Origin of the sequence: Clostridium septicum (genome assembly GCF_003606265.1) — a bacterium.
GTDB lineage: Bacteria > Bacillota > Clostridia > Clostridiales > Clostridiaceae > Clostridium > Clostridium septicum.
On the sequence record NZ_CP023671.1, the window covers coordinates 222,094 to 241,978 of the forward strand.

The 19,885-nt window shown below is 28.7% G+C and carries 20 protein-coding genes and 1 riboswitch; all 20 genes read right to left on the bottom strand.

Annotation, left to right across the window (positions count from 1 at the left end):
• Positions 1-26: 26 nt before the first annotated feature.
• On the bottom strand, positions 27-1,226 hold the full coding sequence (coaBC, locus tag CP523_RS00970) for a bifunctional phosphopantothenoylcysteine decarboxylase/phosphopantothenate--cysteine ligase CoaBC (protein WP_391489225.1): 1,200 nt from the start codon (positions 1,224-1,226) through the stop codon (positions 27-29).
• A complete protein-coding gene (gene rpoZ / locus CP523_RS00975; RefSeq protein WP_066674521.1) occupies positions 1,226-1,444 on the bottom strand; it encodes a DNA-directed RNA polymerase subunit omega in 219 nt (72 codons plus the stop codon). Before rpoZ ends, coaBC begins: the two co-directional genes overlap by 1 nt.
• Positions 1,425-2,066, bottom strand: coding sequence for a guanylate kinase (gene gmk / locus CP523_RS00980; RefSeq protein ID WP_066674519.1), 642 nt, complete (start codon positions 2,064-2,066; stop codon positions 1,425-1,427). The genes rpoZ and gmk overlap by 20 nt, the downstream gene beginning before the upstream one ends.
• Positions 2,066-2,335 carry an extracellular matrix/biofilm regulator RemA gene (gene remA, locus CP523_RS00985; RefSeq protein WP_008678315.1) on the bottom strand — a complete coding sequence of 90 codons (270 nt, stop codon included), beginning with the start codon at positions 2,333-2,335 and terminating at the stop codon, positions 2,066-2,068. Before remA ends, gmk begins: the two co-directional genes overlap by 1 nt.
• Positions 2,336-2,349: 14 nt before the next feature.
• On the bottom strand, positions 2,350-3,231 hold the full coding sequence (locus CP523_RS00990; RefSeq protein WP_066674516.1) for a YicC/YloC family endoribonuclease: 882 nt from the start codon (positions 3,229-3,231) through the stop codon (positions 2,350-2,352).
• Positions 3,232-3,451: 220 nt separating this feature from the next.
• Positions 3,452-4,822 carry an NCS2 family permease gene (locus CP523_RS00995; protein WP_066674513.1) on the bottom strand — a complete coding sequence of 457 codons (1,371 nt, stop codon included), beginning with the start codon at positions 4,820-4,822 and terminating at the stop codon, positions 3,452-3,454.
• A 128-nt stretch (positions 4,823-4,950) separates the two neighbouring features.
• Positions 4,951-5,052: riboswitch (purine riboswitch) on the bottom strand.
• Positions 5,053-5,125: 73 nt separating this feature from the next.
• Positions 5,126-6,097: an asparaginase gene (locus CP523_RS01000; RefSeq protein WP_066674510.1), complete on the bottom strand. Its 972-nt coding sequence runs from the start codon at positions 6,095-6,097 to the stop codon at positions 5,126-5,128.
• 225 nt (positions 6,098-6,322) lie between these two features.
• A complete protein-coding gene (locus tag CP523_RS01005) occupies positions 6,323-6,697 on the bottom strand; it encodes a PBECR3 domain-containing polyvalent protein (RefSeq protein WP_120140417.1) in 375 nt (124 codons plus the stop codon).
• Between the two features lie 174 nt (positions 6,698-6,871).
• Positions 6,872-8,350, bottom strand: coding sequence for a stage IV sporulation protein A (gene spoIVA / locus CP523_RS01010; RefSeq protein WP_066674505.1), 1,479 nt, complete (start codon positions 8,348-8,350; stop codon positions 6,872-6,874).
• 201 nt (positions 8,351-8,551) lie between these two features.
• Entirely contained in the window at positions 8,552-9,550 is a 999-nt protein-coding gene (locus CP523_RS01015; protein ID WP_066674503.1) for an NAD(P)H-dependent glycerol-3-phosphate dehydrogenase, read from the bottom strand.
• A 2-nt stretch (positions 9,551-9,552) separates the two neighbouring features.
• Entirely contained in the window at positions 9,553-10,869 is a 1,317-nt protein-coding gene (der, locus tag CP523_RS01020) for a ribosome biogenesis GTPase Der (protein ID WP_066674500.1), read from the bottom strand.
• 1 nt (position 10,870) lies between these two features.
• Positions 10,871-12,208: a DUF512 domain-containing protein gene (locus CP523_RS01025; RefSeq protein ID WP_066674497.1), complete on the bottom strand. Its 1,338-nt coding sequence runs from the start codon at positions 12,206-12,208 to the stop codon at positions 10,871-10,873.
• Positions 12,209-12,350: 142 nt separating this feature from the next.
• Positions 12,351-13,007 carry a phosphate signaling complex protein PhoU gene (phoU, locus tag CP523_RS01030; RefSeq protein ID WP_066674495.1) on the bottom strand — a complete coding sequence of 219 codons (657 nt, stop codon included), beginning with the start codon at positions 13,005-13,007 and terminating at the stop codon, positions 12,351-12,353.
• Between the two features lie 34 nt (positions 13,008-13,041).
• Positions 13,042-13,806 carry a phosphate ABC transporter ATP-binding protein PstB gene (gene pstB, locus CP523_RS01035; protein WP_066674492.1) on the bottom strand — a complete coding sequence of 255 codons (765 nt, stop codon included), beginning with the start codon at positions 13,804-13,806 and terminating at the stop codon, positions 13,042-13,044.
• A 26-nt stretch (positions 13,807-13,832) separates the two neighbouring features.
• Positions 13,833-14,657 (bottom strand): phosphate ABC transporter permease PstA, encoded by an 825-nt coding sequence (pstA, locus tag CP523_RS01040; RefSeq protein ID WP_066674490.1) that lies wholly within the window; start codon positions 14,655-14,657, stop codon positions 13,833-13,835.
• 1 nt (position 14,658) lies between these two features.
• Complete coding sequence (gene pstC / locus CP523_RS01045; protein WP_066674488.1) at positions 14,659-15,549, bottom strand: phosphate ABC transporter permease subunit PstC; 891 nt, start codon at positions 15,547-15,549, stop codon at positions 14,659-14,661.
• 83 nt (positions 15,550-15,632) lie between these two features.
• Complete coding sequence (locus tag CP523_RS01050) at positions 15,633-16,478, bottom strand: phosphate ABC transporter substrate-binding protein (RefSeq protein WP_066674486.1); 846 nt, start codon at positions 16,476-16,478, stop codon at positions 15,633-15,635.
• A gap of 178 nt (positions 16,479-16,656) precedes the next feature.
• A complete protein-coding gene (locus CP523_RS01055; protein ID WP_066674483.1) occupies positions 16,657-18,348 on the bottom strand; it encodes a sensor histidine kinase in 1,692 nt (563 codons plus the stop codon).
• Between the two features lie 3 nt (positions 18,349-18,351).
• A complete protein-coding gene (locus CP523_RS01060) occupies positions 18,352-19,050 on the bottom strand; it encodes a response regulator transcription factor (RefSeq protein ID WP_066674479.1) in 699 nt (232 codons plus the stop codon).
• Positions 19,051-19,067: 17 nt separating this feature from the next.
• Positions 19,068-19,802 (bottom strand): peptidoglycan editing factor PgeF, encoded by a 735-nt coding sequence (gene pgeF / locus CP523_RS01065; RefSeq protein WP_066674476.1) that lies wholly within the window; start codon positions 19,800-19,802, stop codon positions 19,068-19,070.
• Positions 19,803-19,885: the final 83 nt, after the last annotated feature.

The window sequence follows — 19,885 nt, forward strand, 5'->3', positions numbered from 1 at the left end:
TCCATTATAAGAAGAAGAAAGCGCAATTAGCGCTTTCCCAAAATAGTTTCAAAAATATTTGATGCCACTTCTCTTTTACTCATTTTATCTAAATGCACTTCTTTTCCTGTTTTAGATATGATAATAACTTTATTGTCTTCACTTCCAAAGCCTGTTTCATTACTTGTAATATCATTTGCTACTATAAAATCTAGATTTTTCTTAAATAGTTTTCTTTTAGCATTTTCTAAAACATCATTACTTTCAGCTGCAAAACCTACTAGTATCTGATTTGTTTTTTCATTTCCAAGTAACTGAAGAATGTCATTATCCCTAGTAAAAGCTAAATTTAAATCCCCATCACCTTTTTTAATCTTTTTATTGCTATACTCTTTTATCTTATAATCTGCAACAGCTGCAGATTTTATAACAATATCACTATTATGGAAATATTGTAACACAATATCTTTCATTTCCTCATTTGTATCAATTTTTATAAAATTAATACCTTTTGGATTTTCTAAAGAAGTTGGTCCTGAAATTAAAGTAACTTCTGCCCCTCTATCTCTTGCTTCTTTAGCGATTTCATAACCCATTTTACCAGTTGATCTATTAGTTATATATCTTACTGGATCTATATGAGATCTAGTTGGCCCTGCTGTAATTAATACTTTTTTTCCTAGAAGATCTTTTTCTTTATTACTACCTTCAAGCTCTTCTAAAACTTTCTCTACAATTGTATTAACATCTGCAAGCTTACCCTTTCCTGTATCTCCACAGGCTAACCTTCCTGCTTCTGGTTCAATAAACTCATATCCATAATCCTTAAGTTTCTTTATATTTCCTTTAACTATAGGATTTTCATACATATTTGTATTCATTGCTGGGGCAAATATTACTTTAGCCTTAGTTGCCATAACAGTAGTTGATAGCATATCATCTGCTATACCATTTGCAACTTTACCTATTATATTAGCTGTAGCTGGCACAATTAAAAACAAATCTGCTTTTTTAGCTAGTGATATATGCTGAATTTCCCAAGCCTTTGGCTCTGCAAACATATCTGTAATTACCATATTTTGACTAAGAGATTGGAAAGATAATGGAGTTACAAACTCTTTTGCAGAAGATGTCATAATAACTCTTACTTCTACATCTTTTTTTCTAAGTGCACTTATAATATCAAGAGCCTTATAAACAGCTATTCCTCCACTTACTCCTATGCATACACACTTTTTTTTCATAATTATTTATTGCCTTCCTTTGGTCTTTCGTATCCAACTGCACCTTCATTAACTTCATTTATTGCTATAGTTAATGGTTTATGTGATTTTGTTTTTATAAGTGCTTCTTTACCATCTATTAATTGTCTTGCTCTTTTTGAAGTCACTATTACTAGTGAATATCTATCATCTACCTTTTCTAATAAGTCCATTATTGATGGATTAATCATAGAGTTGTTCATGAATTAAACCCTCCTTAGAATCTAATATTGTATTATCTTTTATTCTATCAACTCGACATTTTTCAGCTGCTATAATTCCTTCTACTTTTGAAACAGCAACTTCTAGAGTATCATTAACTACTGCATAGTTATATTTTGAAACATAGTTTATTTCTTTATATGCAGACTTAAATCTTCGCATTAATGATTCTTCTGTTTCACTTCCTCTTTTTATTATTCTTTGTTTTAACTCTTCCATTGATGGAGGAAGTACAAATATAAATACACCTTCACTAAAGTTTTCTTTTACTTTTAATGCTCCTTGAATATCTATTTCTAATATAACATCTTTACCTTCTTCAAGCATCTTTTCAACATTTGATTTTGGTGTACCATAACAATTACCATATACTTCAGCATACTCTAAAAAATCATTTTCTTCTACTCTTTTTAAAAAGTTTTCTCTAGTTAAGAAATAATAGTTTACACCATCAATTTCTCCCTCTCTTGGATTTCTTGTTGTTGCTGACACTGAAAGGTATAAGTTATCATTGTTTTTTAGTAATTCTTTACAAATAGTGCCTTTACCTGCTCCAGATGGACCTGAAATAACAATTAAAACTCCCCTATTTTTTTTATGCATTATTCATCAACCTCATCTACAGCTTCGTCTTTAGCTACAAGTCTGTGTGCTACAGTTTCTGGTTGAACAGCTGATAATATAACATGATCACTGTCTGTTATTATAACAGCTCTTGTTCTTCTACCATATGTTGCATCTATTAACATCCCTCTATCTCTAGCTTCTTGGATTATTCTTTTTATAGGTGCTGACTCTGGACTTACTATAGCAACTAATCTATTTGCTGAAACTATGTTTCCAAATCCAATGTTAATTAACTTAATTCCCATGGCTTTCCTCCTAATTATTCAATATTTTGTCCTTGTTCTCTAATCTTTTCGATTAAATTTTTTATGTTAATGACTAAATTAGTCATATCCATATCACTTGATTTTGAAGCTATTGTATTTGCTTCTCTGTTCATTTCTTGAATTATAAAGTCAAGTTTTCTTCCTATTGTTCCTTCTTCTTCAAATGTTTTTCTCATTTGATTCAAATGACTATAAAGTCTTGTAATTTCTTCATCTACACAAGCTTTATCCGAAAATATAGCTATTTCTTGAGCTATTCTACTTTCATCTATTTCTAACCCTTGAGTTAATTCTTTTAATCTATTTTCTAATTTTTTTCTATATGCTTTTGGAACTGTTTCAGATATTTCTTCAATTTTCTTAACTAGTAACTCTATATCATTTACTTTGTTTAATATATCTTCTTTTAGTTTTTCTCCTTCAATGGATCTCATCTTATCCATCATTAAAAGTGATTCCTTTATAAGAGGTTTGATAGTAGTAGCTATTTCCTCAATTGAATCCTCTTCTTCTACTACTGTTATTATATCTTGGAATCTTGCTAATTGACTTATGGTTATATCATTTTTTATTCCAAAAGTACTTTCTAATTCTTTTAAGGAATTTAAATAACTTTCTGCAAGCTTTAAATTCACCTTTGCTACTCCGTCACCCTTTGAATAACTTTTTTGATTAATGAAAATATCTACTTTCCCTCTTGAAAGTGTTTCACTAACTATTTTTCTAATATCTTCTTCTAAAGCAATTATACTTTTAGGCATTCTAACATTTATATCTAAATATCTACTATTTACACTTTTCATTTCTATTGAAAATAAATGTTTGCTTCCCTCACTACTACTTGCTCTTCCGAAGCTAGTCATACTTTTAACCATATCTTCCTCCAAGGTTTTACTTTTTCTTTTACTATATATCATATATTAATTTACATCAACTACTAATGTCAATGGTTTGTTAACAAAATATTAACATTTAAATTCAGCCTATTACAAACAAAAAAGTAGACTAATTTAAGCCTACTTCTTTATTTTAGGGATTTACGAATATGAAAGGGTTAATTCTTTTCATATTTAATTTATATTAATTTTATATAAATTATCCAAGGAATGCTATCTTTAAAATAAATATTACTGCTAATGATATCATAACCCAAGATATCTTTACTTTTTCTTCTTTATTTGCAAAGAAAACATTATATAATACATTAATTATTACATATGATAATATTCCTACAGTTAAGCCATCTCCGATACTATAAGTTAATGCCATTGTAATTATTGTTAAGAACGCTGGTACCCCTTCAGTAATATTATCAAAATTTATATTTTTAACTGCTCCAAGCATTAAATATCCAACATATATTAATGCTGGTGCAGTAGCGCATGCTGGAATTGATATAAAGATTGGTGAAAAAAACATAGAAATTAAGAATAAAATCCCTGTAACTATAGCTGTATATCCAGTTTTTCCTCCTGCTGCTACTCCAGTTGAACTTTCAACATAAGTTGTAACTGTTGAAACTCCCATTGCAGCCCCTGCAGTAGTTGCAACTGCATCTACCAACAACGCTTTACCTACATTAGGAACCTTCCCTTCTTCATCTAGCATATTAGCTCTTGAAGCTACTCCAACTAGTGTTCCTACTGTGTCAAAGAAGTCTACAAACAAGAATGTGCATACTACAGCTATAAAAGTTCCTATAGTTTCTTTACTTGTAATAAATCCAAAATCCAATTTCCCTGCTATTGGTGCAATACTTTCAAACTTAAACACACCACTTGGAAGATACATACCTAAATTCGCTGCTTCTTCTGGCTTTATAAATGCAAATCCCCAAGCTAATAATGTACTTATTAGAATACCAAACAAAATTGATCCTCTAACTTGTTTTTTATCTAATACAGCAATTACTACAACTCCTACTAAGGCAATAACTACTGCTGGAGTAAACTCTCCCATAGCAACTAATGTTGCGTCGTCATTAACAACTAGTCCACATCCGACTAAGCCTATAAAAGCTATAAATATACCTATTCCAGCTGTAACTGAATGTTTCATATTTACAGGAATTGCATTTACTACAGCTTCTCTTACCTTAAATAATGATAATAATATAAATATAATACCTTCAACAAAAACTGCTGTCAATGCCATTTCCCATGAAATTCCTTGTCCTAAAACTACTGAAAATGCAAAAAATGCATTAAGTCCCATACCAGATGCTAAAGCAAAAGGTAAATTAGCAAACAACCCCATTAAAATACATCCAAAAGCTGCTGATAAGCATGTGGCAGTAACTAAAGGTCCAGCTGGCATACCTGTCTCTGATAATATATTAGGATTAACTACAATGATATATGCCATAGTTAAAAATGTGGTTATTCCTGCTACAATTTCTTTTTTAAAATTAACATTTTTATTTGTCAGAATAGGTAATACCTGTTCTTTAATTGATAAGTTTTCCATACTTAACCTCCTAGAAATTAATAAAAAAAACGCAATGAGTTTATATATTAAAATAACTCATTGCGGAAATAGACATATATAATATATACTACATAAAACAACCTTTTATGTACATTATATAAAATAATCTATTTAATATTCGCACTCATAGTCAAGATATTTACGGTATCTTGGTAGAAACGTATGATCCTTATTATCATATTTATATGAGTTATTTCTGTTTACGAATATTATTATATATAATACTTCTTTTTGTGTCAATATAAACGTATAAATTTTTATTTATTTCAACGAACGTTCGATTTATTCAAAATGTTTCTCTATACTTTCTATAGATAAACCTGCCGATATAGCTAACATAAGTTTTATTCTAGCTTTTTGTCCTGGTAGAGTATCACCAAATATAACACCTAAATCTTTAAGCATTTTACCTCCACCTTCATATCCATATGATTCAAATACTCTTCCTTCAAAACATCTTGAAACAACAACAACAGGAATATTTTTTACTAATGCTTTCTTTATTCCTTCTATCATAAGAGGTGGGACATTTCCTCTTCCTAAAGCTTCTATAACTATTCCTTTAGATCCCTTCTCTAATGAAAATTCTATAAAATCAGAGTTCATTCCAGCTACACATTTTATAAGAGCTACGTCCCCTTCTATATTATTTACACTATAAGTACAGACTTTCTTTGTTTTTCTGTAAAATATAACATTATTATTATCAACAATTCCTATTGGTCCAAAATTAGGAGTTTTAAAAGCATTTAACGCCATGGAATTTGCTTTAGTAACTTCTGCCGCTGAATTTAACTCCCCATTAAAACATACTAATACTCCTCTCCCTTTTGAATCATCAGATATAGCTGTACAAATAGACGCTGCTAAATTTGAAGGTCCATCATAACCAAGTTCTGAACTGCTCCTCATAGCTCCTGTAATCACTACTGGCTTTTCTGTATCTAATGTTAAATCTAATAAATATGCTGTCTCTTCCAATGTATCTGTTCCATGTGTTACTACTACACCATCACAATCATCACTATCAATTAACCCTTTAATAAATTTACTAAGCTCTAGCATATTTTCTACAGACATATGAGGGGATGGCATACTAGAAAAGCTATATGATTCTATTTCTGCAAACTCCTCTATTCCAGTTACCATAGACATTATTTCTTCTCCTGTTAAACTAGGTACTGCTGCTTTTATTCTTTCGTCAACTTTCATTGAAATAGTTCCACCATTAAAAACTACTGCTATTTTTTTCATAATTCCTCCTATGTTAATACGATATATAAAAAAACTCTTGGTTTCCCAAAAGTTATTTATTGATTATAGGCAGGGCGGCGTATCCTGCATCTCTGTTTACTGCATCCAGCGCGTGAGGAGCCATTTCTCACCTCAATAATCTCAGTATTTAAAATCAATATATTTATTATACATTTTCAGTAAAAATCTTTCAACTCATTTAATATCTTCCCATTTAATAAGTTTTCAACTATATAATCTACTATCTATTTTCGCCTCAGTAATTGGATACATGGTTAATACTTGAATATAATCAGTATTATTATCAATTTCTATACCAACCAATATATTTCTATCTATTTTTTTTATAAGTTCAACTAAAATTTCTTCTTCAGTTGACTTATATATTCCAACATAATCTGGGTCTTCAATAACATTCTTCATAGTTTCAATTATATTATCCCTAACTTTTTTACTTAAATGTCTTCCATGCCTTTTTCTAATATGCTTAAGCACCCCTGGCGAAGCATAAATATTACCTGTGTATTTAAGCCCCAAAGATTCAGCCATTATTTGTTTAAAGTATCCAACTCTTTTATAGGTACAAAATCTTCTTTCCATAATACCCCTCAATTCTGCATACTGAACATAAGCAACAATTTTAAACACTTTTATTATATTGTATTCTATATAGCATATTAAATTGACTATTTTTATATTTTTATTTTATCACAAAAGAAAAGATTGTATTAAATACATACTGTATCTAATACAATCCTCTATTTCTAACTTATATTAAAGTATAATACAAATTAAACCACCGTTACCTTCATTAATAATTTTCTGAAGAGTTTTTTGTATCTTAACTTGTACATCCTCAGGCATTTTATATAATTTATTTTGTAGTCCTTCCTTAACTAAAACTTCAAGAGACTTACCAAACATATTACTTTGCCATAATGATGAAGGATCTTTATCAAATTGCTCCATTAAAGATTTAACAAGTTCTTCACTTTCCTTTTCAGAACCCATTATAGGACTTATTTCGGTTTTTATATTTGCTTTTATAAAATGTAATGAAGGTGCTGATGCCTTAAGCTTAACTCCAAATTTTGTTCCTTGTTTAACCATTTCTGGTTCTTCAAATTTCATTTCTGATAGTTGTGGAGCTACTAACCCATATCCAGTTTCTCTTACATCTATTAAAGCATCTTTAACTTTATCATATTCTTTTTTGGCAAAGTTAAGTTCTTTAATTAAAGATAATAAATCACTTTCTGACTCTACATCTAAATCACAAATTTCACTTAATATTTTATAGAATATTCCATCTTTTGGTTTCATCATTAACCTAGCAGTTCCTTCTCCTAAACTAACTTCTGTAATTTCAGTTGCCCCTAAGTACTCTTCATCTTTTAATAAACTTAAAGTTTTCTTTATGTCTCTAACTCTAAATATGTTTGTACACATTTCCTTAACTATGTTAAAGAAATCTTTTTTTAGCCAATGATCAGGTTCTAACTTTTCTACCCATGTTGGCATATCAATATTAATTTCCTTTACTGGGAATTCTTTAAGTACATGTTTTAAAATTTCTTCTATATCATCTTCATTCATATTTGCAATGTCCATAGTTTGAACAGTTACATTATATTTTTCTTCTAACTCCTTTTTTAATTGTCTAGTTTCAGGAGAATTTATATTTTTAGTATTAAGTACAATAATAAATGGCTTATTAATTGATTTTAATTCATTAATTACTCTTTCTTCTGCTTCTAAGTACTCATCTCTTTCTATCCCTGTAATACTACCATCAGTAGTTACTACAAGACCTATTGTTGAATGATCTGTTATAACTTTTCTTGTTCCTATTTCAGCTGCATCTTCAAAAGGTATTTCATAGTCATACCATGGTGTATTAACCATTTTAGCCTCATCACCATCCATATATCCTAATGCTCCTTTTACAATGTATCCTACGCAATCCACCATTCTAATTTTAAATTTTATATCCTCATCTACAGTTATTTCTACAGCTTCATTTGGTACAAACTTGGGTTCTGTTGTATGAATGCTTTTACCTGATCCACTTTGTGGTAACTCATCCTTTGCCCTTTCCTTTTTATAAGTATTATCAATCTTTGGTATTACCATAAGGTCCATAAATTTTTTTATAAATGTTGATTTACCTGTTCTAACTGGCCCCACAACACCTACATAGATGTCTCCTTGTGTTCTCTCAGCTATATCCTTGTATATATTAAAGCTGTCCACGTTATACCCTCCTAATTATTATTAACAGTATATATATATTCTGTTTTTAAAAAAAGTATACAACTTTCTAATAAAATTTATAAAATTTTTAGCAAGGCATATATTTCTTTTATAATAAGATTCTATTATAAAAAGATTTAAATATTCCAAGTTTTTATTTTAATTAGCAAAAAAACACCAGCTAATTACTGGTGCTTTTTACTAATAATATATCTCATCTTTTTTTGATCTACCCATAAGCTCTTTTACTGCTTCTTTAGGATCTTTACCTTTAAAAAGCACTTTATAAGCCACATCTGTTATAGGCATTTCAATACCAAGTTTTTCTTTTAATTCATAGAAAGCTTTGCAAGCTTTAATACCTTCAACTATCATACCAACTTCTTCTATAGCCTCATTAGAAGTTTTTCCAGTTCCTATTAAATATCCTGCTCTTCTATTTCTTGAATGTAAGCTAGTACAAGTAACTATTAAATCGCCCATTCCTGTAAGCCCTAAAAAAGTTTCTGGTTTGCCTCCTAGCTTCATTCCTATTCTAACTATCTCCGCCATTCCTCTTGTCATTAAAGCTGCTTTGGAATTATCCCCATATCCTATTCCATCACAAACTCCTGCTGCTAAAGCTATAATATTCTTTACAGCTCCACCTATTTCAACTCCAACTAAATCATCATTTGTATAAACTCTAAAATTTGAATTTATAAAAATATCTTGTACTTCTGCTGCCTTTTCCATATCTGTTGAAGACACAACTACTGTAGTTGGAATATTTAAAGCAACTTCTTCTGCATGACTTGGTCCTGACAATATAACTACAGGATTACTTGGTAATTCTTCTTTTATAACTTCTGAAAGCCTTAAATTAGTTCCCTGTTCTATTCCTTTAGCTATACTTATGATAGTAACATTTTCTTTAATTTTTCCTTTTAGCTCTTTAGATATACTTCTTATTACATGAGATGGAATAGCTAAAACTATAAACTCTGCTTCATTTAAAGCTAAATCTATATCATTATAGGCTGTGACATTCTTAGGTATTTTTAAATTTTTAATATATTTATCATTTCTTCTATTGTAATTAATATCATTAACTACGTGTTCATCTCTATCATATATCTTTATTTTATTACCTTTATCCGCAAGTAAAATTGCTAAGGAAGTACCAAAGCTACCGCCTCCTAAAAAAGTCACATTTCTCATAACTACTCTTTCCTTTCTCTATATTCTATTTGTATACCTGTTCCCTCAAAATTAAAACTTTCTCTTAATTGATTTTCAAGATATCTTTGATAAGAAAAATGTGATGCACTTGAATCATTAACAAAGAAAACAAACTTTGGTGGTTTTGTAGCAACTTGAGTTGCATAGTATATTTTCATTCTCTTAAGACCTACAATAGGTGGTTCTTTCATAAGTACTGCTTTGCTTATTACATCATTTAATACTCCTGTTGAAACTCTCTTGCAATAATTATCATAGCACTCTTTAGCTACTTCTAAAACCTTATGAGCTCTTTGACCTGTTTTTGCTGATATAAATAAATACTTAGCATATTTTAAGAATTTAAGCTTCATTTGAAGATCTTCTTTATACTTTTGCATTGTTTTATCATCTTTTTCTATAAGATCCCACTTATTAACTATAACCATTATAGCTTTATTCATTTCATGAGCAAATCCAACTATCTTTTCATCTTGCTCTGTTACACCTTCAGTAGCATCTATCATTAAAATACAAACATCTGCTCTTTCTATAGCTGCATAAGTTCTAATTACAGAATATCTTTCTATTTCTTCCTTAACTTTGCTTTTTCTTCTAAGACCAGCTGTATCTATAAGTGTAAACTTACCTTCTTTAGTTTCTAAGTTACTGTCTATTGCATCTCTAGTTGTACCTGCAACTTCTGATACTATTAATCTTTCTTCACCTAAAAGTCTATTAATCAATGATGATTTACCTACATTAGGTTTACCCATCATTGCAATTTTAACAATATCTTCTTCCTCTTCTTCTCCATCAACTCTATCAAAATGTTCTACTACTCTATCTAACATATCTCCAAGACCTAAACCTTGTGATGCTGATATAGTAATTGGATCACCTATTCCTAAATTATAAAATTCCCAAGCATTATCCTCTTCTTTTAAAGAATCTACTTTGTTTACAACTAAAACAACTGGCTTTTTGCTTTTTCTTAACATATTAGCTACTTCATGGTCTGCTGGAGTTAATCCTTCCTTACCATCAACTATAAATACAATAACATCAGCTGTTTCTATTGCAATGTTTGCCTGTCTTCTCATTTGTTTTACAATAATATCTTCTCTTTCTGGTTCTATACCACCTGTATCTATCATTGTAAAATTATAATTTAACCACTCTGCTTGAGCATATACTCTATCTCTAGTTACTCCTGGAGTATCTTGGACTATTGAAATTCTTTGTCCTGCTAATCTATTAAATAGTGTTGATTTACCTACATTTGGTCTTCCAACTATAGCAACTATCGGTTTCCCCATTTTATATTTCCTCCTTACTGTGTTCATTTATTATGTCAATAAGATTATCTCCTGTATAATCACAAACTATAACCTTAATGTTTAATGCATTTTCTAAATCTTTTATTGTTATGTCATCTAGCATAATTCTTTCATTTTTAGGGCCAAGTTCATATCCTTTTCTGAACATATTATCTGGCATAATTAAATACTCTGAATTTATTTTACCCTTTAATTGTTCTATTATATCCTTACCTGTTAAAAGCCCCGCAACCGTTATTGTCTCTCCAAAGAAATAATTTATAATCTTATAAACATCTATTTTTATATTTGAATTTTTAGCTTTTATTTTATTGGCTGCACTTAAAATTTCATCATATGCTAAAGCACCTGTTACCATTGAAAAACTGCCTTTAATTTTTGTGTTTAAAAATTCTAAATCCCTATTTACAGCTTCTCTAAAATATCTAATCATACCAACTCCATCTTCAAGCTGTTCATAGCCTGAATAGAATTCTTCACTTGGAACTTCCATTCCAGCTACTAAGTAAAATTCATCAGATAGCCTTACAAAAGGTGCTCCTATTTCTTTTATAAACCTATCTTGCATTTCTTTTACCATTAATATTTCTTGCTTTGATGTTTCTTTATCAAAAGTATCAACCTTAGCCAATCCTTCTCTAAATTTTGTTATTCCTATTGGAACTACAGCTACATTTTTAACGTAAGGAGATAATTCATAAAGATCTAAAATTGTTTTTCTTAACTCTTCTCCATTATTTACATTAGGAATACATACTACTTGAGCATGCATTTCTATTTCTGCATCTCTTAACTTCTTTAATCTTTCCAAGATGCTTCCTGCAAATCTATTTTTAAGCATTTTTACTCTTAATTCTGGATTTGTTGTATGTACTGATATATTTATAGGACTAATTTTATATCTAATAATTCTATCTATATCTTCGTCCTTCATATTAGTTAACGTAACAAAATTTCCTTGAAGAAATGATAATCTTGAATCATCATCTTTAAAATATAATGTTTCCCTCATACCCTTTGGTAATTGATCTATAAAACAAAACATACATTTATTTGTACAACTTTTTGCTTTATCCATTATTCCGCCACCAAATTCTAGACCTAAATCTTCACCATATTCTTTTTCAATTTCATAGGCCCAAATTTCTCCATCTGATTTTTGTATGTCTAAAACTACTTCTTCATCAGCAGCTAAAAATTTATAATCTATTATATCATCAATTGGAGTATCATTAATAGCTAATAATACATCATCAACTTCTATACCTATTTCTTCAGCAATACTGCCTTCCTCAACTTTAGTAATTAGGTTTTTCATTTTTTTCACCTCAATGCAAACATACTATCTTTATGTTATATTACATTAATAATATTGTATAGTCAACAAGAGAGGCTTTAATAAGCCCCTCTATTTAAGTAAAAAATATATTTTTATATAGTTCGCAGAATTTTTTTTATATTTATTCATTCAAATCTACATAATTACCTTTTTCTGAGAATATTATCCATTCACATACATTAGTAACATGATCGCCTATTCTTTCTATATATTTTGATGCAAAAAGTATTTGGGTGCCTTGATTTATAATTGATTCATCCTTACTCATTTTTTTAAGAATTATTTTAAACATTCCTTGATATATTTCATCTACCTTATCATCCATATTACAAATTTCATATGCTGATTGAATATCTCCATCTATATATGCCTCTATTGATGCTTTTATCATTTTTATAACAAGATCACCCATTTCCCATACTGGAGAAATTTCATTAACTAAATTTTCTTCCTTTATCCTTTCAACGATTTTTGATAGATCTACTGCATGATCTGCCATTCGTTCTAAGTCTGTAACTATCTTAGATGTTGTATATATTTTTCTTAAATCTCCTGCAAGTGGAGATTCTGTTGCCATAAACTTAATACATTTTTCTTCAATATCCTTTTGAAGTTCATCTACTTTATCATCATTCTTAATTACCGTACTTGCTAAATCAGCATCTTGATTTTTAAATGCAATAATACTATCATAAATTTGCTTTTCTACTAAACTTGCCATTTCAATTAAATCACTATTTAATACCTTAATCTTATTGCTTAGTAGTTCTCTCATCATATATATATCACCTCATAATTGTTTTAATTATAGTTTAACCAAATCTTCCAGTAATATAATCCTCTGTTCTTTTATCTTTAGGCTTATAAAATATATCTTCAGTATTTCCATATTCTATAACTTCTCCATTTAAGAAAAATGCTGTTTTATCTGCTATTCTTCCAGCCTGTTGCATATTATGAGTTACAATTATAACAGTATATTTTTCTTTAAGTTCATCCATTAATTCTTCCATTTTGTTTGTAGAAATAGGATCTAGGGCTGAAGTTGGTTCATCCATTAATATTATCTCTGGTGAAACAGCAATAGTTCTTGCTATACATAATCTTTGTTGTTGACCACCTGATAATCCAAGAGCACTTTTTTTAAGTCTATCTTTAACTTCATCCCATAAAGCCGCTCCCTTTAAACTTTTTTCAACAATTTCATCTAGAGTCTTCTTGTCTTTTATACCATGTAATCTTGGTCCATAGGCTATATTGTCATAAATTGACATAGGAAATGGATTAGGCTTTTGAAATACCATACCAACTTTTGTTCTTAATGCAATTACATCTGAATTTTTATAAATATCCTCACCATCTACTAAGACTTCACCTGTTACCTTAACACTTTCTATTAAATCATTCATTCTATTAAGAGTTCTTAAAAATGTGGATTTTCCACATCCTGAAGGTCCTATGAATGCTGTTACTTTATTTTCTTCAATATCTAAATCTATTTTTTTTAATGCTTGATTATCTCCATAAAATAAATCAAGATTTCTAACTCTTATTTTAGGTAAATTATCTTTTGACATTCTTTCACCTCTAAAACACAATATTTTTAATAGTTTGCTTTATTAAATTTCTTAGTTATTAATTTAGCAATTGTATTTAATAATAATATTATAATAACTAAAACTATTCCAACAGCAGCTGCTTCCTCAATATTTCCAGCTTCCTTTGTTACAAGATAAGATTGAACTGTAAGAGTTCTTGCACTAGACATTATTCCTTTAGGCATTTTAGCAACTGTTCCAGCTGTTAAAAGTATAGCTGCTGATTCACCTACTACACGACCTATTGAAAGTATTACTCCAGCTAATATTCCTGGCATTGCACTTGGTACAATTACTTTATATAAGGTTTGAAATTTTGTTGCTCCAAGCCCTAAAGAAGCCTCTCTATAGGAATCTGGAACTGACTTTAAAGCTTCTTCTGTTGTACGTATTATAACAGGTAAAATTATTATGGATACCGTTAAAGCCCCTGCTAAAATTGAATATCCAAGCTCTAAAGTAACTACAAAAAATATAGCACCAAACAAACCATATACTATTGATGGAATTCCAGCTAAACTTTCAGTTGAAAATCTTATAATTTTAACTATTTTTCCTTGCCTTGCGTATTCTCTTAAATATATTGCTGAAAGTATTCCTATTGGTGTTGCAATTCCAACTGATAAAACTACAGTATAAAGTGTTGCAACTATCATAGGTAATATTCCACCATTTCCTGAAGCTGAATAATTTGCTGTTAAAAAATTTATACTTATTAACTTATAACCTTTTAAAAATATGAATCCTAATATAAATATTAATGATATAAGTGTTATTCCTGCTGAAATCCATAAAAGTATCTTTAATAAATTCTCTTTAAATTTTCTCATCTTACATACCTTCCTTGTTAGAAAGTTTACTTAGCACTAAATTAAGTATTAATATAAATATAAATAAGATTACACCTGTTGCAAATAACATTTCTTGATGTGTACCAAAAGCATATCCCATTTCTAACGCAATATTAGTAGTTAGTGGTCTTACACCTTCCATTACTCCTTTCGGAATAATTGGTGAATTTCCCGCAACTAATATTATAGCCATAGTTTCTCCTATTGCTCTTCCTACGCCTAATACTATAGCTGCTAATATTCCTGATTTTGCAGCTGGAAGTACAACTTTAAATATAGTTTCTATATGTGATGCACCTAGTGCAAGAGAACCTTCTTTATAAGTTTTAGGTACTGCTCTTATTGCAGTTTCTGCAACAGTAATTATTGTAGGTAACATCATTATTGATAAAACTAATATTACAGCTAAAAGACTCTGGCCTTTTGGTAAATTAAATGTTTCCTTTATCCAAGGAACTATAATTGCAAGTCCAAAAACTCCATACAATACTGATGGTATTCCTGCTAATAATTCAACTGCTGATGAAATTATTTTCCCAAATTTTTTAGGAGCTATTTCTGCAATAAATACAGCTGTTAATATTCCTACAGGTACTCCTATTACTAATGAACCTAAAGTACCGAGTATTGAAGCTAGTATCATAGGTAAAATTCCAAATTTATCTGAAGATGGAACCCATTCAGTTCCAAAAATAAAACCTCCAATAGAATATCCCTTGCTTATAAATGGAGTCAATCCTTTGTAAAATACAAATCCTATTATAAGTAATAAGCTTATTACTGCAATAAGAGCGCTTCCTAAAAATATAAAACGAGATATTTTCTCTATTATATATTTAGTTTTATTATTTTTTTCCTTAGCACTTTCCATACCAAGAACCTCCTAGAAAATACTATTTCATATTTATAATAAAACTGCTCCAAACATTTTGGAGCAGCTTTGACATTAATTAATTACTTTACTGTAATTAATTTATTTTCTTCAACTATTTTTTGTCCTGCATCACTTAAAATGTACTCTACTATTTTTTTGCCATTTTCTGTTATATTTCCTTCTTTAGTTGCTAAAATAAATGGTCTTGATAATTTATACTCTCCTGATTTAACAAGATTAGCCTCCGGCTTAACACCATCAACTGTTAATTGACCTACTTTATCGTCTAAATATTCAAAGGATACAAATCCAATTGCATTTTCATTTCCTTCTACTATTGTTTTAACATTTCCATTTCCATCTGATATAGTTGCATTTGATATTAAATTTTCTGATTTATAACCAACTATTTCTTGAAAAGCATCTCTAGTTCCTGAACCATCTTCTCTTGATACTACAACTATAGGTGCATCTACTCCTCCAATGTCTTTCCAATTAGTTATTTTTCCTGTATATATATCTTTAATTTGACCCATTGTTATGTTCGTAACTTTATTATTTTTATTTGTTATAAGAGCTATTCCGTCATAAGCTATTACACTTCCTTTCACTTCAGCTTCTTCTTCGTCTTTAAGTTTTCTTGATGACATCCCAATTTCTGAAACTCCGTTTATTGCATCTTTAATTCCAGCAGATGATCCAACTTGATTTATTTCTATTGAAACATTACTATTTTCAGCCTCATACTTTTCAGCTACTTTTTCCATTAAAGGCCCTACAGAAGTTGATCCTGATATGGAAACCCTAATATTCTCTCCAGCCGAGCTGCCATTAGATTCCCCTTTTCCTGAGCATCCTACAAATACTCCTCCCATCATTGATATTATTAAAGATGTACAAAGTAATTTTAAGCTCTTTTTTTTCATATAAAAATTCCTCCAATTATTCTCAAACTATTATTTATAATTTTTCTTTTCATACTTATATTAATCCCTAAAAGTTAAATAAATATTAGTTAAATGTTAAGAAAAGTTATCCTCCTGTTAAGTAAATTTAACATAAAAATAAGAGGATACTTTACGTATCCTCTTATTTTTATTAAGCTTAATTAAATGACTGCTTTTTTATTTTTACAGTAAACTTTGTTCCAATTCCAAGTGTTGAATCTACATATATGTCTCCATTAAATATTTTTACTATATGTTTAACTATAGCAAGACCTAAACCTGTACCACCTTTAGCTCTTGACTTATCCACTCTATAAAATCTTTCAAAAATTCTTGGTATATCTTCTTTTGGAATACCTATTCCGTTATCTTCTACTGTAATATATGTTGAATTTCTTTTATTATGAATTTCTATCTTAACTATACTTTTATCCTCTGAATACTTAATAGCATTTTCAACTAAATTTAAAACTAACTGAAAAAACTTATCCCTATCTCCAATTAAAGTTCCCTTATTATTATTTATAATTTTAATTTCAGTCATTTTCTTATCCGACTGAGCCTTAACTACATTAATTACATTTTCAATTACCTCAACAGGATTAAACTCTTCCTCTCTATATATAGTATTATTTTCTATGTTAGATAATACTAAAATGTCGTTAATTAATCTAGTTAGCCTTTCTGCTTCATTGTCTATTATATCTAAAAATTTATCTCTTGTTTCTTTGTCATTTACTATTTTTAAAGTTTCTGCAAAGCCCTTAATAGATGTTAATGGAGTTTTAAGTTCATGTGAAACATTTGCAACAAACTGACTTCTCATATTTTCTAATCTTTTTATATCACTTATATCTTGAACTGCAATAACTATTCCAATTAAACTTCCACTATTATTTATAATTGGAGCTTTTTTTATTCTAATATCTTTTTCTATAGGATGAAGTAATTTTATTTCCTTAGTCTCTATCTCGGGCATTTCTTTAATAAAATTCATAATATCATAATCTATAATATGATGCCCTATTTTTTCTCCTATTATTTCTTTATCAATACCAAATAATTTTTTTGCATAAGGATTTATAAGCATTACTTTACGATTATTATCTATAGCGATAACGCCACTTTCCATACTTTCTAATATAGCCTCTAGTTTATTTTGTTTATCTAAAGAATCTTGTATTTTACTTTGTAATTGATCTGCCATGTTATTAAATGTACGAGCTAATGACCCTATTTCATCTTCTTTATAAATAATAGCTCTCTTATTTAAATCACCATTAGCTATTTTTGATGTAACTATTTCTAGTTCATTTAATGGATATGTAATAGCCATTACTAGCTTTAAAGATAATGCTATTGACAATACTGTTACAAATATAATAACAATTATATAATAATTAACGTATTTCGGTGTAAAAAATTTAATGGCTGTAAGTGGAACTGATGATCTTAAAACATACTCTTCACCTATTTTTGTTGCATAGTAAACTACACTTTTATCTTCTGTTTCACTAAACCTTGTAGTTGTACCTTCTCCTTTTTCAAATGCAGATATTATTTCTTCTCTATTTAAATGATTTCCTAAATTCTTAACATTGTTATCAAATATAACTTCACCTTTTTTATTAACTATAGTAAATCTAACATCATTTTCATTTATCTTGAAATTATTTAAATTTTCTTCACTATAGTCATTAATTTTAAGTAAAATATTATTATAATTTTTTAAAGTTTCTTTGGTTTTATCTACTTCCTTTAAATTAACTAAGCTTATAAATAAACATGTTACTATAATCAAAGCAAATAAAACTGTTACTATAGATGAGTTTATTATCTTCTTTTTCATAATCTAATCATTAGGATTGAACCTATACCCAACCCCTCTTATAGTTTCAATAAATTTAGGTTTTTTATCATCTAACTCTATTTTTTTTCTTAAATATCTAATATGAACATCTACAGTTCTAGTTTCACCTATATACTCATATCCCCATATTTTATCAAGCAAAGTATCCCTTGTTAAAATTTTACCCCTATTTTTTATAAGAATATCTAAAAGTTCAAACTCCTTTAATGTTAAATCTATTTTTTTATTTTCTATAAAAACTTCTCTTCTTTCAAAATTTACATATAAATTTTCACAGGTAAAAGTTTCAATTTCTTCTTTTAATGGTGATACCCTTCTTAAAACAGCCTTAACTCTTGCAAGTAATTCTCTTATTGAAAATGGCTTTGTTATATAATCATCTGCTCCAAGTTCTAAACCTAATATTTTATCTAACTCCTCACCTTTAGCAGTTAACATAATAATGGATGTATTTTTTAATTCCTTATTTCCTTTTATTTCCTTACAAACGTCAAACCCATCCATTCCAGGCAACATTAAATCTAAAAGTACTAAACTTGGTTTTTCATCCTTTGCTATTTTTATAGCATCACAACCATTATTAGCTGTTATTACATCATATCCAGCATTAATTAAATTATAACTTATAAGCTCTACTATATGTGATTCATCATCTACTACTAAAACTCTCTCATGTGCCAATTTTTTCAGCCCCTTTTTTATTTTATATATACAAATGAAAATAATCTTCCATAAGTTCCAACTGAAGATCTATATGAATGCATTTTTATATCTTTTGAACAATGAGTACATATATCTAAAGAATATATATTATCTTCTTCTACTCCCTTTTCTTTTAAATTATTAACTATAACAGCCTCCATACTTAAATTTCTCCCATTAAAAAGTTTATTTTCATTAATACCAGTATGACTTATAAAATCCCTTTTTAACTCCTCTGAGATTTCATAACAACATTGTCTTATATGTGGTCCTATAAAAACTTTTGTACTTTTTATATTAATTCCATATTCTTTTATCATATTATCTAAAGTTTTTGTAACTATTGAATGAAAAGTACCTCTCCATCCACTATGAATAGCCGCAATTACCTCTTTTTCCTCATTTACAAGTATTATAGGTGTGCAATCTGCTGTAAACACTCCTATTGCTGTACTTTTTTCATTTGTTATAACGGCATCTCCTTCTTTATCTTTTACAGATTTTCCTAAATTATATATATAACTTTTATCACTATGAATTTGATTTAAATATTCTATATTTTTCAATCCAAATTCATTTTTTATACTTTCTAAATTAGCTATGCCATCTTCTGTGTGTCTATTAAAACTTCTGTTATTTTCTGCTGTTGAAAACCCAATACTTATATTACCTAAATCTAATTTAAAAAAATCTTTATGTCTTACTAAATCATCTATTGTTAACTTTTTCATTTATACACCTCTTAAGATTATATTTGAGTATATTTTAACATTTAACTAATGCTTTTTCTATTTATTTTAAAAATATTACCTTC